Here is a 17,927-nt window from a genome sequence, read left to right on the forward strand (position 1 = left end):
CACAGGCAACACACCTATTCCAGGATTTCTACTTCCATCCCCACCTCCAGCCACCCACTGCCATCCACAGCCAGGTTCTGGCCGAACAGCACGTCGCCTTCTTTTTCGCGGAAAGTCTTCAGCGTAGCCATCGGCTCACGGTCAGCGCTACGCTCCCCGGTGGCTGGATCGATGGTCGTGAAGATGCACCGCACACTGGGCTTGAGCACGCGAAACGCCAAGCTGCCGATGCGAATCCGCTTCCAGCCATCCTCGGCAAACGGCTCCGCGCCCTGCACCACCAGGTTGGGCCGAAAGCGCCGCATCGACATGGGCCGGCCAATACGCCGGTTAAGCTCGTCCAGCGAGCCCTGCCCAATCAGCAGCAAGGGGAAGCCATCCGGAAACGCCGCACGGTCACTGTTGAAGCCGTAACCATTGGGCAGGTAACGCGCACGCTGCTCCGGGCAATGTACCAGGCGTACGGCTTTGCCCAGCAACTCACTCAACCAGGCCGCCGCGGCATCGCCAGCGTCCGGCACACGCAGGGTATCGCGCCAGATCGTCACGCCGCGCAGGGCGTCATCGGCAGGCGGTACAGGCACCCGCAACGGCGCCTGTCCAGGGGCTTGCAGCAGCAACTGGCCGCTGTCGTCATCGCTCGCGTCGATCTGGCCAAGTTGTGGCCAGGCACGCTGGGTCAGGAAGCGTCCGTTTTCTTCCTCGACCACCATCCAGCGCCGGTCGCCTTGCAACCCCAGCAACCCCACCGGTGATGCCTTCAGGCTTTGCGCCTGCCCCGACTTCACCGGGTATCGATACAACTCACTGAGAAACATCCCTGCTGCCTCGCTTCATGCCAAAAGCCAAGCTTATACCTGGCCGGCACAACGTTCACGCGGCGGTGGTATCCAGCAGCAGGCGCTGCTTGACCACATCGACCAGGCGATCAGGCTGGAACTTGGAAAGGAAGTTGTCACAGCCCACCTTCTTCACCATGGACTCGTTGAAACTGCCCGACAGCGAAGTGTGCAGCACCACATAGAGCTGGCGCAGACGGGCATCGCTGCGGATCTCGGTGGTCAGCCGATAGCCGTCCATTTCCGGCATTTCTGCATCGGTGAACACCATCAGCAGCTTTTCGCACACGTCCTCGCCGGCGTCGGCCCAGCCCTTGAGCATGCGCAGCGCCTTCAGGCCATCACTGGCCACGTGCAGCTTCATGCCCAACTGAGACAGGGTATCGCGCAATTGCGCCAAGGCCACACTGGAGTCGTCCACCAGCAGCACTTCGCGGCCGCGGGCCCGGGCCAGCACTGGGTCGGCGAGTTTGTCGCCAGAAACCCGGGCGTTGTAGGGCACGATTTCGGCCAGCACCTTTTCCACGTCGATCACTTCCACCAGCTTCTCATCAACCTTGGTGATGGCAGTCAGGTAGTGCTGGCGACCGGCACTGGAAGGCGGCGGCATGATCGACTCCCAGTTCATGTTGACGATGCGGTCGACACCGCCCACCAGGAAGGCCTGCACCGAGCGGTTGTATTCGGTGACGATGATGGTGCTGTCCGGCCCCGGCTGTAGCGGGCGCATACCGATCGCCTGAGACAGGTCGATCACCGGCAGGGTCTGCCCACGCAGGTTGACCACACCACAGACATAGGCGTGGCGCTGGGGCATCAGGGTCAGCTTGGGCAGTTGCAGTACTTCCTGCACCTTGAACACGTTGATCGCGAACAGCTGGCGACCGGCCAGACGAAACATCAGAATTTCCAGGCGGTTCTCACCCACCAGTTGCGTGCGTTGGTCTACCGTGTCGAGAATGCCAGCCATTGGAAAGCCCCCAGGCTTGAGTCTTAAAAGGTGAAATCATCTACCCTGTATCGGCGGCTTCACGCACACCTTGACCCCTGCGGGAAAATGCCGCGCAGATAATTGATATCACTTTACCATCATGCTTTACTGCCGACACGCCAGGGCAAATCAGGGGCACGACAAAAGTTCCCTACCCTAGCCCTTGATCAGGGAAACCCTTAGCGGCAATCGGGTGCAACCTGATGTTCGCGATATCCTTTAGCCATTAATGTGACGTCATTCTCATTGCATGAATGGAGTCAGGCTTTTGCTAGCTATCGTTTCGGCGTGCCCGCCCCCTGCGCCTACCCCACGCGCGGGGACTTGATGATGGACACTGCCTTATCGTTCGATGACGCCCTGCAGGGCTTCCTGCTGGATGCCCAGGTACTGCTGACCCAGGCCCAGGAATGCCTGCAGCATCTGGAGCTTATAGACAATGACCCGGATGCCTGCAGTTGCCTGAACAACACCCTCGACACTATCGCCCGTCAAGCTACGCGCCTTGGCCTGCGTGAAGTTGCCCACTACACCACCGCCCTGCAACAGTTGCTCGCCCCGGCCTGTCACGGTGGTTGCCTGCAGCGTGAAGCCCTACCCGCCATAGGGGCATGCCTGACCTTGCTGGCCTGGCAGTTGGAGCTGGTCGATAGCCGTACAGGGCGGCTGAACCTGGACATCGGCGAGCAACTGGTGCTGCTGGGTGAATTGGCCAAAGTCGTACAAGCACCCTTTGCGCCAGCCTGCGCGTCCTGCGATGAAGAAGGCAGCGCGTGCATTCACCCGCACAGTGACGTGGCAACCGGCAACCGCCCCAGCCGCTCTAATCGCATGCATTAACCTGACGCAAAGTGCAACTAAGCAACTTGATTGAAACCCGACCATGGTCGAACTTGGAAAGTTCACCAGGCTTTCGGTGCATGCCGTTGAATCATTGCCGCGCTAGTTACAGCACAAGTGGGTACAGCGCGATTAAAGGGTGGCACTTTGCTACCCGAAAAGGCCCGACCAGTAGGCGTTTCAACGCGTTACACGGCCGCGACCAATGCAATGCAAAGTGATAATATGCGCCCCCACAAACGCTTGCTGCCGGAACAACGGTGGCAAGAATGCGTGTTCGAAAAAACATCGAAAGTACTGCGCCAAAGCCTCTGACCAGCATTGTGCAAGGCCTCCATCAGCAATACTTCAGTGGCCTCCCTACCTATGTTTCCACGCTTGAAGACTTCTTTGCATTGCTGCTCCCGCGCCGCCGTGCTGCGTTGGGCAACGGTCGGGCTTTGCGTGGCCTCACTGGTTGCCAACATGGCGCTATACCTGGCCAACCAGACAATCCCGGCCACCCTGCTGGTGCTGCAGTTGGTCGCCACGCTGGGTGCTGTTGTACAACTGGGCCTGAGCGCCAGGTCGATCCACCTGCGCCCGGCCGAGCTGGCCGAGCGCATGCTCAAGGTGCAAGAAGACGAGCGTCAGCATCTGAGCCGGGAACTGCACGACGACATCGGCCAACTGCTCACCGCTGCCAAGCTGCAACTGCAGTGGCTGCAACGGCGCATGCCCGAAGACTTGCAGGGGCACTGCGAGGCCCTGCGCAGCACGCTGGATGACACCCTCGGTAACGTGCGCGATGTTTCCGCGCTGCTCAACCCCCGGCAGTTGGCCAGCCTTGGCCTGGAGGCCAGCCTGCGCGCGCACCTGGTACGCACCCTGGCCAGCAGCGGCGTGCACTGGAGCCTGGCGTGCAACCAGCGCCTGGGCGGCATCGACGAAGCCGTGGCCATGGCGGTGTTCCGTATTACCCAGGAGGCAGTGACCAACATGCTGCGCCACGCCCAGGCACACAACCTGGTCATCCGCCTGCAACGCACCCCTGAGGGGCTGGCGTTGTCGATCCACGACGATGGTCGTGGTTTCGCCCCTGCCCGGCACCCGGCCGAGGCCGGTCAGCGCGGCTTGGCCGGCATGCAGGAGCGGGTAATCGCGCTGCAGGGCAGCCTCGACATCACCAGTCAGCCTGGCCGAGGCACACAGATCGAAGCGATGTTCCCGTGGTCCCCGCGCACTCAGCAACGCGCCAGGAGTATTACCAACCATGACCTGTAGACTACTGCTGGTAGATGACCACTCGCTGATCCGCGCCGGGGTGCGTGCACTGGTCTGCGATATCCCCGGCTATGACGTGGTCGGCGAAGCCGACGACGGCAGCCAGCTACTCGACCAGGTACGCACACTGGCGCCCGACATCATCTTGCTGGACATTTCCATGCGTTCGACCAGCGGCCTGGACGCCCTCACCCAACTGCGGGCCAGCGGCAGTACCTGCAAAGTGCTGATCCTGTCCATGCACACCGACCCGGACCTGATCATGCGGGCCCTGGAAAGCGGTGCCCACGGCTACCTGCTCAAGGACACCAGCGCCACCGAGCTGGAACAGGCGCTGGGTGCCGTACGCCACGGTGAGCGCTACCTCAGCCCGGCCATCGCCCACACCGTCATCAACCAGGCGCTGCGGCACACCAAACTAGGCAAGCAAAGCGCTGGCGAACGGCATAATCTGACTTCACGGCAGCTTGAGATCCTCCGCCTGATCGTGCGCGGCAAGTCCACCCGGGAAATCGCGGCAGGCCTGGGCCTGTCGATCAAGACCGTGGAAACTCACCGCTCACAAATCATGAAGCGCCTGCAGATTCACGACGTGGCCGGCTTGGTGCTGTTCGCCGTACGCGAAAAAATCATCAGCCTGGATGACTGAGCAACGGTGACCCGGCCGGCAGGTGCAGGTGCAACGCCGCCGGCCTTGCCTGAAAGCGCAGGTTGGCAGCTTGCAACGGCTCGCCATCGAGGTTGATGTCCAACCCTTGCGAACTCTTGATCTCGACCCATGGCAGCCTGGCCCGAACGAACAGGCCGTCACCGCCCAACAGGTCCCGCAGAGCCCCCACCACTTCCTGTGGTGCAGGCAGAATAGCGACGTCAAGCAAACCGTCGTTGACCATGGCTTCGGGGCACAGCACCTGCCCGCCCCCAGCCTGTCGGCCATTGCCGATACCCAGCGCCAGCAAATCCCCTTGCCAGTGGAAGCCTGGCCCTTGTAGCTCTACCGAAGCCGCCTGTAGCTCACTGAAGCGGGATAACCCGGTGAACAGGTAGGCGGCAGCGCCCAGCACTTTCTTGAGGTCTTCGGAGGTATTGGCGGTGACCTGGCTGCCAAAGCCACCCGTGGCCATGTTGAGGAACAACTGATCGCCAGCCTGCCCCAAGTCTATTGGTTGTGGCGCGATATTCAGCAAGGCCAGCGCCGACGCTGGCTCCAGGGGGATGCCAGCGGCTTTGGCGAAATCGTTGGCCGTCCCCAATGGCAACAAGGTCAGGCTGGCGTTGGTAGCAGCCAAGCCCATGGCCTCGGCCACATCCCGCAACGTGCCGTCCCCGCCACCGGCGACGATATGGCTGTAACCCGCCGCCAGTGCCTCGGCGACCAGCCGTTGGGCGTCGCCCGCCTCCCAGGTAACCCGTACATCCAGCACCCAGCCGCTATCGCGCAGGTCGCGCACGGCGCTGCGCACGTCTTCGTTCATCGCCTGCTTGCCGTGCAGCACCAACATTGCCTTGCGCCCTTGCATGTGCGCGTCTCCGTAAAGTGGACCACCCCCTATCTCGACCACTGGCCCACCCGGATCGTTGCATGCCCTGGAAAAAACAGTGTGCCGGCGCCAGGCCTGCAACTGGTCACGTCGCCGGTCATTTTTTCCACACCTGACAATCCCGGCTATGCTCAGCAAATACCCCTATTGCCATGGACGCGCCCGGCAGTGGCTCCCCCACTGCTCCCAACGGGCGCGTTTTGCTATCTGCAGCCTTTCGCGAGGACTTCGGGTCATGCGCATTCTCTGGACACTGCCCTACCTGCCTTGGCCGACCACCAGCGGCCACAAGACCCGGCAATACCATCTGCTGCGCGCACTGGCCCAGCGCGGCCACCGGATTACCCTGCTGGTGCAGTCGAAGATCCCTCTCTGCGACGCAGCACGTGAGGCCCTTGAGCCCCTACTCGAACGCCTGATCGTGCTACCCCGCAGACCGCTGCACAGCCCACTCAACCTGCTGGCTTCACCCATCATCGACTACCCCATGCGGGCTATCATCAATGGCCTGGCGCCTTGCCTGCGGCACCGGTTCGAGCAACTGCTGGACGAACCCTGGGACGTGATCCAGATTGAGCACAGTTACAGCTTCCAGCCGTTCGAAAAAGCCCTGCAGGCCCGCAGGCTGCCCTACATGCTTAGCGAGCACACCCTGGAGTCGGTAATGGGCGGCGCCTGCCACGATCGCCTGCCGCTGTGGCTGCGCCCGCTCAACGCCTTCGACCGCTGGCGCTACCGGCGCTGGGAGCACCGTGTGCTGCGTCAGCCCACCGAACTGGTGGCAGTCAGCGCCCATGATGCCGAGCTGATCGCGCAGATCAGCGGGCGCCCGGTGAATGTGGTGATTAACGGCGTGGACTGTGATTTCTACCAGCAGGTGCAACCTGCGCTGCACAGCCAGCGTCTGTTGTTCGTCGGCAATTTCGAATATGGCGCCAATCTGGAGGCCATCGAATGGGCACTGGACGACATCATGCCGAAGGTGTGGATGAGCAACCCGGCGGTGCGCCTGGCGATTGCCGGGCACGCGATGCCGGCCAACTGGAAGCTTCACTGGAACGACCCACGCATTGAATGGTTCGGCTACCGCCCCGACCTGCGTGAACTGCAACGACGTTCAGCCCTGTTCTTTGCCCCCCTGCGCTATGCCGGTGGCTCGAAGGTGAAAATCCTCGAAGCGATGGCCGCCGGCTTACCCGTGATCACCACCGACAAGGGCGTTTCAGGCCTGACCGTGAACAACGGCGAACACTACTTGGGCAGTGACGACGGTGATCAACTGGCATTGCTGATCACCCAGCTGCTCAATCAGCCCTGGCGCATGAGCCAGTTGAGCGCCGCCGGGCGCCAGTTTGCCCACCAGCGCCACGACTGGAGCGTGGCTGCCCAACAACTGGAGAATGTGCACATACGCCTGACCCAGGCGGCACCGGCCGAGGCCGCGCCGCTGGCCAGTGCCTGGCTGGGCCGCTCAGCCAAGTAGCTCGCTGAAGGGGATGAATGGCACGATGTCGCCCTGCTTCGGCGTGCTGCCTTCACGCACTTCCACCAGGCCCTCCGCCCAGGCTGCGCTGCGCAGCACACCCGAGCTCTGGTTCTTGTAGATGCGCACTCGGCCCTGTTCGATGCGCGCGCGCAGGTATTCGCGACGCGTACCCGGCTTGGGCCAGTCAAACCCTGCCGGCATGTCGAACCGCAACGGCGTGACGTCAATCACACCCTGACGACGCAGCAGGTAGGGCCTGGTCAGCAGACCGAAGGTGACCAAGGTCGAGGCGGGGTTGCCCGGCAAGCCAATCACCGGCACGCCCTGGAAGTGGCCGAAGGTCAGCGGCTTGCCCGGTTTGATCGCCAGCTTCCACAACGCCAGTTCGCCGGCCTCGCGCAGGGCGGCACCGAGGTAGTCGGCCTCGCCCACCGAGACGCCTCCGGTGGACAGAATCAGGTCTACGCCACCCAGTTCAGCCAGGCAGGCGCGAGTGCGGGCCAGGTCATCCGGCAGGATGCCGGCATCGACCACTTCGCAACCCAGCCGCTGCAACCAGCTGACCAGCAGCCTGCGGTTGCTGTTGTAGATCTGCCCAGGCCCGAGCGGCAGGCCTGGCTCGACCAGTTCGTCGCCGGTGGACAGCACCGCCACTTTTACCTTGCGCACCACGTCCAGACGGCCATGCCCCAAGGTCGCCGCCAGGCCCAGTTCGATCGGCCCAAGGCGGGTGCCGGCGCTCATCACCTGCTCGCCCTTGCGGGTCTCCTGACCTTGAGGGCGTATGTTCTGCTCGGTGCGCAACGCTTCGAGAAAGCGCACCCGGCCATCTTCGAGTACTTCGGTGTTTTCCTGCATCTCGACGCAGTCGGCCCCCTCCGGCACAGGCGCGCCGGTGAAGATCCGTGCGCAGGTACCCGGTTGCAGCGGCTGGGGCGCATGGCCGGCGAAAATACGCTGGCTGACCGGCAGCGGCTGGCCCTGCCAATCAGCCAGGCGCAAGGCATAACCGTCCATGGCGCTGTTCGGCCAAGGCGGCAGGTCGAGGGAGGCCACCAAGTCAGTGGCCAGCACGCGGCCTTCGGCTTCGGCCAGCGGCAGGTTTTCGGTCTCGCGGATCGGTGCAGCTTCGGCCAGCGCCAGCAGTTGCTCCAGCGCCTGTTCCACCGGCATCAGCGGCCGGGCCTGGCTGACCTCAGCCACGGCTGTCACAGGCCGCTGCCTGCTTCAGGTGCGCCACGAAGTTGCACGGGCGATGACGGGCATCAAGCTGCTCGGCAAGGATGCCATCCCAACCGGTGCGCACAGCGTTGGTCGAGCCCGGCAGGCAGCACACCAGCGTGCCGTTGGCCAGCCCGGCCAAGGCTCGCGATTGCACGGTGGAGGTGCCAATGTCGGCCACGGAAATCTGCCGGAACAACTCACCAAAGCCGTCCACTTGCTTGTCCAGCAGGCAGGCCACCGCCTCGGGGGTGCTGTCGCGGCCAGTAAACCCGGTACCGCCGGTAATCAGCACCACTTGCACGCTGTCATCGGCGATCCAGGTGGCAACCTGGGCTCGGATCTTGTACAGGTCATCCTTGAGCAGCACGCGCTCGGCAAGGCGGTGACCGGCGGCGCTCAGGCGGTCGACGAACATCTGGCCAGACGTGTCGGTGTCGAAGGTACGGGTGTCGCTGACCGTGAGTACGGCGATGCTTAGCGCCACGAAGGGGGTATCTGCCTTGGCTTTCATGGGTGTCCGTCACAACAGGATGAGATGGACGCAGTTATATCACAGCGCACCTTTTCCAGCGTTGCCCCCCTCAGCCTTGCCTTGGGTCAAGAGAACGAATTAATCGCTATGCTGCACTTGGAGTGAACTTGCACTAACGTCCTGCGTCATAAAAGTCATCTAGCACCATCGCACTTGGAGAAACACGATGATCAAACGGACCCTACCCGCCTTCCTGCTTGCCTTGGGTTTGGGCGCCCTTGCTGGCTGCTCGACCCCAACCGTCATTACCCTGAACGATGGCCGGGAGATCCAGGCAACCGACAAACCGTCCTACGACGAAGACTCTGGCTTCTATGAATTCGAGCAACTCGACGGCAAGCGCACGCGCCTGAACAAGGACCAGATCCGCACCGTCAAAGAGCTCTGATCAAGGCCCCGTTCAGGCCATGGCCCTTTAAACAACAAGGGCTTGCGGGCAAAAACGGGATGCAGTAGGATTTTGGTCATCGGAGTGTAGCGCAGCCAGGTAGCGCGTCTCGTTCGGGACGAGAAGGCCGCAGGTTCGAATCCTGTCTCTCCGACCAAATCCTTGTCAAAAAGCCCGCCTTGCGCGGGCTTTTTGTTGTGTGCGAAAAATACGTCAGTGCGCCGCTTCAGCCTCCAGGGGCACATGCAACCCCTGCAGACCGAGTCAGGCGGTCAGCCGAGAGGTGACTTCGCCCAACTGCCCTGACAAACCATGCAGGCGCTGCCCCGCCTGCTCGGTATGCTGCACCGCTTCCTGGTTGGCCGTGGCAATCCGGGTAATTTCGATCAGGTTACGCGAGATATCTTCGGCCACGCTGGTCTGCTCCTCGGCCGCAGTGGCGATTTGCCGGTTCATGTCGCGGATCGCCTCCACCGCCTGGGTGATACGTTGCAGCATCTGCCCGGCCTGCTCGACCTGCTCAGCCCCTTCCTGGCTGCGTTGCTGGCCGCTTTCGATGGCCTTGACCGCCTCCACCGCCCCTGACTGTACCGCTTCGATGATCTGGTGAATTTCTGCAATCGACGCTGCCGTGCGCTGGGCCAGGCTGCGCACTTCATCGGCGACCACCGCAAAACCACGCCCGGCTTCGCCCGCACGGGCCGCTTCGATGGCCGCGTTAAGCGCCAGCAGGTTGGTCTGCTCAGCAATGCCGCGGATCACTTCCAGCACTTTGCCTATACGTGTGCTGTCATGCTCCAGGTCGCGAATTACCGACGCCGTGCCGGCAATTTCGCGGTTGACCAACCCGATGATGTCGATGGTCTGCTGCATCACCTGCTCACCCGCCTGGGCGCTGTGGTCGGCGTCATCGGCCGCACGGGCAGCCTCGGCGGCGTGGCGAGCGACCTCTTGGGCAGTGGCGGACATTTCGTGCATGGCCGTGGCCACCTGGTCGGTACGCTGGAACTGGTCATGAGTACCGCGGGCCATGTCACCGGCAATACTGCGCAACTGCCCGCTGGCACCTTCCAGCTCCTGAGCGTTGTCCTGCAGCCGGCCGACAGTATCGGCAAGGAAGTCACGCAGGGTGTTGGCCGCCCGCGCCAGGCGCCCCAGCTCATCCTCCCGACGGCTGTCGACCCGGGCAGCAAAGCAGCCCTGGCTGAGCTGCGCGACGTACTCGATCAACTGGCGGATCGGCTCGATCAGGCTACGGTTGACCAGCCACAGGCTGAGCAGCCCCACCAGCACCGCAGAAGCCAGCATCACCAGCAGGCCCAACCATACCGTGCGCTCGGCACTGGCGTTGATGCTGGCGGCACGCTGGCGGGCATCGGCGCGCAGTTGCTCGACCAGTTCGCTCATTTGCTCACTGGCGGCACGGTCCACGCCTTTGACCGCCCGGTCGCCCGCTACCGGGTCACCGCCTGCCGCCAGGAAGGCCTGGCGACCTTGCGCATAGGCCTGGCCCAACTGGCGATGGCTGTCGCGCAATTGCTGCAGCGACGGCTTGAGCCTGGCATCGCTGTTGTCGATCAATTGCCCGAGCAGTTGTTGAACTTGCTGTTCGCGGGCCTGGAACTGCTGCCAGTACTTGTCCATTTCCGCAGGCTGGCGGCCGCGCAACAGCACGTTCTTCCATTCCTGCACCTGGATCTTGAACTGCAGGTTGGCTTCGTCAATCAATTGCGAGGCCCGCAGCGGCCCGTCGACCAGCTCGGCGTAGCCCCGCACGCTGGACGACAGGAACTGGAAACACACCAGGGCGATCAGCAGCATCGCCAACACACTGCCGCCGAGCAGCGAGAGAATTTGCACTCTGAGGGATTTACGCAACATCGAGGGTCTCGGAACCAGAGGGAGTAGGCTGAGGCCGCTGTACAGCCTCATTACTGGCAGGCCAAAAAAAAGCTGCCATCACGCAATGGCAGCCAGGTCGAGCACTTACGCAACAGTTGAGGCAAATCTTCTCAGGCAATTACTACAGAAATGTTACAAAGCCACGACACGCTAGCCCGTGGTGAACTGCAGCGCTGCCAGCCGCGCATACAGCGGGCTGTCCTCGATCAACTGACGGTGGGTGCCCACCGCCACCAGCCGGCCTTGGTCGATGACCGCGATGCGCTCGGCATGCTGTACCGTGGCCAGGCGATGGGCGATCACCAGCGTGGTACGGCCGGCCATCAGGCTGGGCAGCGCTTGCTGGATCAAGTATTCGCTTTGTGCATCCAGGGCACTGGTGGCTTCGTCCAGCAACAGGATCGGCGCATCGACCAGCAAGGCCCGGGCAATCGCCAGGCGCTGGCGTTGCCCGCCGGAAAGGCCGATGCCGCCCTCCCCCAGTTGTGTCTGGTAGCCTTGGGGCAGTTGCCGGATGAATTCGTCGGCATGGGCGCCGCGGGCTGCTGCTTCGACTTCAGCCAAGGTCGCCTCGGGCCGGCCATAACGAATGTTGGCCTCCACCGTGCCACGGAACAGCGAGGGGTTTTGTGCCACCAAAGCAAACTGCCGGCGTAGCTGGTCGGGATCACATGCGGTAACCGGCTGGCCATCAAGCAGGATACGCCCTTGTTGGGGGTCGTAAAAACGCAGCAACAGATCGAACAGGGTCGACTTGCCTGCCCCGGAAGGGCCTACCAGGGCGACGGTCTGCCCGGGCTCGATGGTCAGGCTCAGGCCGTCGACAGCTGACACCGTGGGCCGTGAAGGGTAAGCGAACACGACCTGTTGCAGCTCGATATGCCCGCTGGCCCGCGGCTGCGGCAGCACCTGCGCCACGTCGGGGGGCAGGATGGCACTTCGCGCTGCCAACAGTTCGGCAATGCGCTCGGCGGCACCCGCGGCCCGTTGCAGTTCGCCGATCACCTCACTGAGGGTACCGAAGGCACTGCCGACGATCAGGCTGTAGAACACGAATGCAGCCAGCTCGCCTGCGGATATACGCCCGGCGATCACATCCATGCCGCCGACCCACAGCATCACCCCCACCGCCCCCAACACCAGCACGATCACCAGGGTAATCAGCCAGGCACGCTGTGTAATCCGTTTGCGGGCAACAGTAAACGCTGCTTCGACCGTATCGGCGAACAATGCGCGGTCGTGCGCCTGGTGGTTGTAGGCCTGCACGGTCTTGATCTGCCCCAGCGTTTCAGCCACGTAGCTGCCCACATCGGCGACCCTGTCCTGGCTCTGCCGCGACAGGCTGCGCACCCGACGGCCGAACAACAGGATCGGTGCCAACACCAGCGGCAGCGTTACCACCACGATGCTGGTGAGCTTGGGGTTGGTGATGAACAGCAATACCACACCGCCAATGACCATCAGCGCGTTGCGCAGGAACATCGACAGCGATGAACCGATCACTGATTGCAGCAAGGTAGTGTCCGCAGTCAGCCGAGACTGGATCTCGGAGCTGCGGTTGTCCTCGAAAAAACCTGGGTGCAGGCCGATCAGGTGATCGAAGACCGCACGACGGATATCGGCCACACAACGCTCGCCAATCCACGACACCAGATAGAAACGGCTGAAGGTACCCACCGCCAGCGCCAGCACCAGCAGCAGGAACAGCCCGATGGTCTGATTGAGCTGATGCGCGGAGCGGGTCATGAAGCCTTGATCCACCAGCAGGCGGATGCCTTGGCCCATCGACAGGGTGATGCCAGCGGTGACCACCAGCGCCAGCAATGCCAATAGCACCTGACGGCGATAAGGGCGAACAAACTGCCAAGCCAGGCGCAAGGCACGGCGTTGGCGCGGGGAAACCGATTCGGGCATGGCGACGACCACAAAGGGTGGGGAAGCGGCAGCCTACCACTCATCCCGGTCGGGAGACTGCATGAAGGTTGCTATAACGCATCGATCTAACCAGCTTATGGAGCTTTCACAGGGTTTCTGCTGGACTGTTGCTGCCGTGACCCGGAAGCTGTCACAGGCCAGTCACGGCGCAGGGCTACCCTGAGCTTGAACCTGAAGAGGAGACAGTGCATGAGCTTGCAGCATGGCAGTGATAACCAGAAGCCCCAGACCTCCCCGCAACCGCAAGTATGCGGTTCGATAATCGACGCCAAGGGGCGCGAAGTGCCGATCACCGAGCAGATGATCCAGCAGGCCTGCAAGGCCCTGGAAGAAAGCCGTGTCGAGCGCGTACGCAAAGGTTGATCGGCGAATTCTTTGCAACCCGGCGCTTGCGCCGGGTTTTTATTGGCCCAGCCAGTGGGCTTGGCCGCCCCCACAGGTAACCGCACCTACCTGCAAGATCAAGGCAAGGCGTGCTTAGACCAACACCCCACCCAGGGCACTGACCAACTGCGCCAACTGCGGCGCCTCCCCGTGCAAGCGCACGGCCAGCCCCTCGATCTCGCGCCTTGGCGGGTATTGCTTGCGCAACTGGTCGAACGCTGCTCGCTGTTGCTGCGGATCATCGCTCAGGCTACGGCGGAAATCGGCATCATCACGGCGCGGGTCATACACGGCGCGACACAGGGTGGCCAAGGCCCAGGACAGGTCGGTGCTGGCATCCAGCTCGATCTGCGCCAGCGGTGGCTTGGGCAGCAGCTCGGCCAGTCGCACCTGCTCATTCACACCGAGGAAGCGACACAGCGCCTGGTAGATCTGCGCCGTGCCACGCTGGCGGCCATCGAGGCTATAGCCGGCAATGTGCGGCGTAGCCAGGGTGCACAGGTCGGCCAACGTCAGGTCGACCTGCGGCTCCCCTTCCCACACATCCAGCACCGCGTGCACGTCTTCACGGTCCAGCAGCAGCTCGCGCAGGGCCACGTTGTCCACCACCGGGCCACGGCTGGCGTTTACCAGCCAGGCACCCGGGCGCAACTGTGCCAGCTGCGCCTGCCCCAGCAGGTGCCAGGTCGGGTGCTGGCCGCCGCGTTGCAACGGGGTATGCAAGCTGATCACATCGCACTGCTGCAGGATGGTTTCGAGGCTGACGTAGTCGCCGCCCTCCGCGGCCTGACGCAACGGGTCGCACACCAGCACCTTCCAGCCCAGGCCATGCAGCACCCGCACGAGGCGGCCACCCACTTCACCCGCGCCGACAACGCCGTATACGCGCTCAGGCAATGCCACGCCATCCAGTTCGGCCAGGGTCAGCAGGCTGCCCAGCACGTAATCGACCACGCCGCGGGCATTGCAGCCAGGTGCGCTGCTCCAGCGGATGCCAGCTTCTGCAAAGTAGTCCAGGTCCAGGTGATCAGTGCCGATGGTGCACGTGCCGACAAAGCGTACACGGCTGCCTTCGAGCAACTGACGGTCGACCTTGGTCACCGAGCGCACCAGCAGGATATCGGCGTCCTTGACGCTGGCAGCATCGAGGCTTCGGCCGGGGTAGCGGCGAATTTCACCGAAACCCTGGAAGAAGGCATCGAGCAGCGGGATGTTCTCGTCGGCAACTATCAGCATGGCGCTCTCCTGTCTGGGGAGCGCAGTGTAGGCGCAACGCCGGGCGTGTTCCAGAGCGATTCAGTCGGCTTTCTTGCGGATCCAGTACAGGAAAGTGCCGGCGTCCTCTTGTTGCTGCAGCAGCTCGTGGCCGAGGAAGTTGCAGAACTTGGGGATGTCGCGGCGGGTCGACGGGTCGGTGGCGATGACCTTGAGCAGGCCGCCGGCGGCCAGGTTGCGTACGTGCTGGTGCAGCATCATCACGGGTTCCGGGCAGTTCAGGCCGGTGGCATCGAGGATGGCGTCGGGGGTGAAATCGGTCATGGGGGGCTCCGAAAATGATCGCTATTGTCGCGCATAGCGCGACGCGGTCCAAGCACGGCTTTCAAACCCAGCGCTCTTGATCTTGATCTTGATCTTGATCTTGATCTTGATCTTCGCGACTTCAGGAGGCCGAACGCAGGCCTTGCGGAGGGAGGTGACGGGCATGGATGCCCGTCAAGCGCTGGGCCCCAGGATGGGGCCTGCAGCGCGGTCCTCCCGGGAGCGAGACCGGAGAGAGGGAACCCCGGAGCGCAGCGCAGGGGCCGGATGATGGGAGCGCAGCGTTTTTTGGTGGGCCTGCCCCGTGACAACGGACGCCAAGAAGCGATACTTACATCGCTATCTTGGAGGTTGTCATGTACCCAACCACTCGCCGCAATTACACCGATGAGTTCAAGATTCAGGCCGTTGCGCTGGCTGAAACGCTTGGCAGGACGGAAGCTGCTCGCCAGCTGGAGATGTCTGTGAAGACGTTGGACAACTGGGTCAACGCTTCCCGCAACGGCCAGCCGTTGAGCTCTCCTGACCGTCGCGCAATCACCCGAGAGGACAGCGAGTTAGCACGATTGCGAGCCGAGAACGCCGAGCTGAAACTGGAGCGTGAAATCCTAAAAAAGGCGGCGGTATTCTTTGCCAAAGAGTCCAGGTGAGATACGCCTTCGTCGCTGAAGAACGGGCTCAGTTCCCGGTGCGTCTGTTGTGCCGGGTAATGGGTGTCTCGGTTTCAGGGTTTTACGACTATCAGCATCGCCAAGGCCGTCCAGATCCGGATGCACAAATACGCATCGATCTACACAAGGTTTACGCGGCTAGCCGCAAGACCTATGGCCGACCACGGCTAGTCGAGGCGCTAAGGCAGCAGGCCTATGCGGTAGGTCATAAGCGCGTTGACCGGCTGATGCATGAAGAGCACATACAAGGCCGATCCAAGGGCGGTTTCAGGCCGTGCACCACCGACAGTCACCATGCGCTGCCAGTGGCGAGCAATTTATTGGGTCGTCAGTTCTCCGTTCAAAGCTCCACCCCAGCCTGGGTCAGTGATATCACTTACATCGCTACGAAAGAGGGCTGGCTTTATCTGGCAGTGGTACTGAGCATCCAAACCCGCCAGGTGCTAGGTTACAGCCTGGCGGACAGGATGCCTGACGACTTGGTCGAGCGCGCTTTTATGAACGCCTGGAACGCATGTTTGGGCGTCTACGGAGTGATTTTCCATTCCGATCAAGGGCGCCAGTACGCGAGCAGCAGGTTTCGTCTCGCTTTGGCCAAGAAGGGCTTCGCGCAAAGCATGAGTCGGAGAGGAAACTGCTGGGATAACGCCGTAGCTGAAAGTTTCTTCGCTACATTGAAGAGAGAGGAAGCCTGCGCGGTCTACCCCACAAAGAAACAGGCTCACCTGGCAATTGCCAGCTACATCCATGGGTTTTACAACAGCTGTCGACTGCATTCAGCACTGGGTTACCGTTCACCGAACGAATACGCAAAAGGCTTAAGGCAGTTGGCTTTGTAGCCAGCTTCTTGGCGTCCGCTGTCACGGGGCAGGCCCAGTATTCATTTGCGAAGGTGGCGCATAGTCACCTTTCCGCCCTTACGGCGGGTCCCTTTTTGTCGTGGCAAAAAGGAACCAAAAACCGTCGGCTCCCATCATCCGGCCCCTGCGCTGCGCTCCGGGGTCCCCTCGCTCCGGGCTTGCTCCCGGGAGGACCGCGCTGCAGGCCCCATCCTGGGGCCCAGCGCTTGACGGGCATCCATGCCCGTCACCTCCCTTCGCAAGCCCTGCACTCGGCCTCCTGAAGTCGCAATCTGCGTCGCCTGAACTATCGCGCGCTTAGAAGCAAAAGCAAAAGCAGACGCAGACGCAGAAGCACAAGCAGAAGCACAAGCAGAAGCAGAAGCAGAAGCAGAACGACGCGCTGGCCTCAGCGGGGCTTCAAGTCGAGCCGCCGCAGGTGGCAGGTTACTTCTTCACGGTCGTGGTACAGCTGCTTGCAGGCAATCGACACCCTGATCTTGCGTGCCTTGAATGTTGCCTCCATACGGTCGAGCAGGCGCCGTACTTCGGCATAACGCTGCTTCATCGGCAACTTCAGGTTGACCACCGCCTCGCGGCACAGCCCCTCACCCAGCCAGGTTTCAATCAGCGAGGTGGTACGCGCCGGCTTCTCGACGATATCGCACACCATCCAGTCTACCGGCTGCTTCGGCTGCCAGGTAAACCCATCGGCCATCAAGTGCTGGACCAGGCCTGTGTCCATCAGGCTTTCGGCCATCGGCCCGTTATCGATGGCTGTCACCAGCATGCCACGGCGCACCAGCTGGTAGGTCCAGCCACCCGGTGAGGCTCCCAGGTCGACGCCGGTCATGTCATCCCCCAGGCGCTGCTCCCACTGCTCACGCGGAATGAACTGGTGCCAGGCCTCTTCCAGCTTGAGTGTCGAACGGCTAGGTGCCTCGCGAGGGAACTTCAGGCGCGGGATGCCCATGGGCCACAAGGCGCTGTTGCTGGCCGATGCCACGCCGACAAATACCCGGCGGCCGCTGATGAAGGTCAGCAGCAAGCGTGGGCGACCGGGGTCGTCGACCAGGCGGCCGGCCTTCTCCAGGGCCTTGCGCAACGGCACTTCGAACTTTCGGCAAAAAGTGGACAATTCCTTGCCTTCGTTGCTGTCCAGCACCTCCAGCCAAAGGCTACCGAACACCGGGAAGTCAGCCAGCTGCGCCAGCAGTACGCTGATGCGGTCACTTTCCGGCAGTTCAACGTAACCGCCACGTGCCCACTGCCGCGGGAAAATCAGCTGGTTGAAACGCAGTTCCCCCATCAAGCGCTCGGCACCGCCCTCCTCGCTACAGACAAACTCGGCACTGGCACTTTGCGGCTTGCCTTTGGCATAGCCGGCAACACCCAGGCGGGCGGCATGTTCGCTGATTTCGGCGCAAACCTCGCCCTCGAAACCGGGCCGGCAATGCATGAACAGGGTATTCATCTCTCACTCCACGACGGCTGGCGCACCACAGGCGCCGGCAGGGCGGCGATGATAAAGGAAGTTCGGAACCTGCGACACG

Annotated in this window: 18 protein-coding genes, 1 tRNA gene and 1 pseudogene; 9 read left to right on the forward strand and 11 right to left on the reverse strand. The window is 62.5% G+C overall.

The annotated features are described in order from the left end of the window. Positions 1-14: 14 nt before the first annotated feature. Positions 15-818, reverse strand: a complete 804-nt coding sequence (locus tag KW568_RS20355) for an MOSC domain-containing protein (protein WP_004577097.1) — start codon at positions 816-818, stop codon at positions 15-17. A 55-nt stretch (positions 819-873) separates the two neighbouring features. Further along, positions 874-1,809, reverse strand: a complete 936-nt coding sequence (locus tag KW568_RS20360; protein ID WP_003248753.1) for a chemotaxis protein CheV — start codon at positions 1,807-1,809, stop codon at positions 874-876. 351 nt (positions 1,810-2,160) lie between these two features. Here KW568_RS20360 and KW568_RS20365 point away from each other — a divergent pair, with 351 nt between their 5' ends. The 3 genes from KW568_RS20365 to KW568_RS20375 all read left to right on the forward strand — a co-directional run bounded on the left by KW568_RS20365 (position 2,161) and on the right by KW568_RS20375 (position 4,582). Further along, entirely contained in the window at positions 2,161-2,670 is a 510-nt protein-coding gene (locus tag KW568_RS20365; protein WP_003248752.1) for a hypothetical protein, read from the forward strand. A 366-nt stretch (positions 2,671-3,036) separates the two neighbouring features. After that, positions 3,037-3,933, forward strand: a complete 897-nt coding sequence (locus KW568_RS20370) for a sensor histidine kinase (RefSeq protein ID WP_014859338.1) — start codon at positions 3,037-3,039, stop codon at positions 3,931-3,933. Beyond that, positions 3,923-4,582: a response regulator transcription factor gene (locus KW568_RS20375; RefSeq protein ID WP_003248748.1), complete on the forward strand. Its 660-nt coding sequence runs from the start codon at positions 3,923-3,925 to the stop codon at positions 4,580-4,582. Before KW568_RS20370 ends, KW568_RS20375 begins: the two co-directional genes overlap by 11 nt. On the opposite strand, the gene yegS is transcribed toward KW568_RS20375, so the two are convergent. After that, positions 4,566-5,453: a lipid kinase YegS gene (yegS, locus tag KW568_RS20380; protein WP_003248746.1), complete on the reverse strand. Its 888-nt coding sequence runs from the start codon at positions 5,451-5,453 to the stop codon at positions 4,566-4,568. The two genes, KW568_RS20375 and yegS, sit on opposite strands and share 17 nt — an antisense overlap. A gap of 256 nt (positions 5,454-5,709) precedes the next feature. On the opposite strand from yegS, the gene KW568_RS20385 reads away from it, so the two are divergent. Further along, positions 5,710-6,957 carry a glycosyltransferase family 4 protein gene (locus tag KW568_RS20385; protein WP_259536646.1) on the forward strand — a complete coding sequence of 416 codons (1,248 nt, stop codon included), beginning with the start codon at positions 5,710-5,712 and terminating at the stop codon, positions 6,955-6,957. Here the strand turns inward: KW568_RS20385 and glp are convergent. Together glp and moaB are read right to left on the reverse strand one after the other, a co-directional pair. Continuing rightward, on the reverse strand, positions 6,946-8,172 hold the full coding sequence (gene glp / locus KW568_RS20390) for a gephyrin-like molybdotransferase Glp (protein ID WP_003248742.1): 1,227 nt from the start codon (positions 8,170-8,172) through the stop codon (positions 6,946-6,948). The two genes, KW568_RS20385 and glp, sit on opposite strands and share 12 nt — an antisense overlap. Next, positions 8,156-8,695 carry a molybdenum cofactor biosynthesis protein B gene (gene moaB / locus KW568_RS20395; RefSeq protein WP_003248741.1) on the reverse strand — a complete coding sequence of 180 codons (540 nt, stop codon included), beginning with the start codon at positions 8,693-8,695 and terminating at the stop codon, positions 8,156-8,158. Before moaB ends, glp begins: the two co-directional genes overlap by 17 nt. A gap of 187 nt (positions 8,696-8,882) precedes the next feature. Here moaB and KW568_RS20400 point away from each other — a divergent pair, with 187 nt between their 5' ends. After that, complete coding sequence (locus KW568_RS20400; protein WP_003248738.1) at positions 8,883-9,104, forward strand: YgdI/YgdR family lipoprotein; 222 nt, start codon at positions 8,883-8,885, stop codon at positions 9,102-9,104. 80 nt (positions 9,105-9,184) lie between these two features. Next, a tRNA-Pro gene (locus tag KW568_RS20405) sits at positions 9,185-9,261 on the forward strand. 107 nt (positions 9,262-9,368) lie between these two features. Here the strand turns inward: KW568_RS20405 and KW568_RS31200 are convergent. The 3 genes and pseudogenes from KW568_RS31200 to KW568_RS20415 form a co-directional block, all read right to left on the reverse strand. Then, positions 9,369-10,136, reverse strand: coding sequence for a methyl-accepting chemotaxis protein (locus KW568_RS31200; RefSeq protein WP_370626779.1), 768 nt, complete (start codon positions 10,134-10,136; stop codon positions 9,369-9,371). Between the two features lie 117 nt (positions 10,137-10,253). Continuing rightward, a pseudogene (locus KW568_RS31205) lies at positions 10,254-11,036 on the reverse strand (methyl-accepting chemotaxis protein); the annotation flags it as partial. Positions 11,037-11,156: 120 nt separating this feature from the next. Then, positions 11,157-12,920 carry an ABC transporter transmembrane domain-containing protein gene (locus tag KW568_RS20415; RefSeq protein ID WP_004577095.1) on the reverse strand — a complete coding sequence of 588 codons (1,764 nt, stop codon included), beginning with the start codon at positions 12,918-12,920 and terminating at the stop codon, positions 11,157-11,159. A 210-nt stretch (positions 12,921-13,130) separates the two neighbouring features. Between KW568_RS20415 and KW568_RS20420 the strand changes: the two genes are divergently transcribed. After that, positions 13,131-13,304 carry a PA1571 family protein gene (locus KW568_RS20420; RefSeq protein WP_003248731.1) on the forward strand — a complete coding sequence of 58 codons (174 nt, stop codon included), beginning with the start codon at positions 13,131-13,133 and terminating at the stop codon, positions 13,302-13,304. A 114-nt stretch (positions 13,305-13,418) separates the two neighbouring features. On the opposite strand, the gene pdxB is transcribed toward KW568_RS20420, so the two are convergent. Together pdxB and tusA are read right to left on the reverse strand one after the other, a co-directional pair. Continuing rightward, positions 13,419-14,561 (reverse strand): 4-phosphoerythronate dehydrogenase PdxB, encoded by a 1,143-nt coding sequence (gene pdxB, locus KW568_RS20425; RefSeq protein ID WP_004577094.1) that lies wholly within the window; start codon positions 14,559-14,561, stop codon positions 13,419-13,421. 60 nt (positions 14,562-14,621) lie between these two features. After that, positions 14,622-14,864 carry a sulfurtransferase TusA gene (tusA, locus tag KW568_RS20430; protein ID WP_003248727.1) on the reverse strand — a complete coding sequence of 81 codons (243 nt, stop codon included), beginning with the start codon at positions 14,862-14,864 and terminating at the stop codon, positions 14,622-14,624. A 356-nt stretch (positions 14,865-15,220) separates the two neighbouring features. On the opposite strand from tusA, the gene KW568_RS20435 reads away from it, so the two are divergent. Then, a complete protein-coding gene (locus KW568_RS20435; protein ID WP_023661668.1) occupies positions 15,221-15,514 on the forward strand; it encodes an IS3 family transposase in 294 nt (97 codons plus the stop codon). After that, positions 15,511-16,374: an IS3 family transposase gene (locus KW568_RS20440; RefSeq protein WP_004577668.1), complete on the forward strand. Its 864-nt coding sequence runs from the start codon at positions 15,511-15,513 to the stop codon at positions 16,372-16,374. Before KW568_RS20435 ends, KW568_RS20440 begins: the two co-directional genes overlap by 4 nt. A gap of 409 nt (positions 16,375-16,783) precedes the next feature. On the opposite strand, the gene rlmM is transcribed toward KW568_RS20440, so the two are convergent. Then, the gene (gene rlmM / locus KW568_RS20445; protein ID WP_004577178.1) at positions 16,784-17,848 is read right to left on the reverse strand and encodes a 23S rRNA (cytidine(2498)-2'-O)-methyltransferase RlmM; all 1,065 of its coding nucleotides are present in this window, start codon (positions 17,846-17,848) and stop codon (positions 16,784-16,786) included. Between the last annotated feature and the right edge of the window lie 79 nt (positions 17,849-17,927).

Source organism: Pseudomonas sp. HD6515 (assembly GCF_024971855.1).
Taxonomy (GTDB): Bacteria; Pseudomonadota; Gammaproteobacteria; order Pseudomonadales; family Pseudomonadaceae; genus Aquipseudomonas; species Aquipseudomonas alloputida.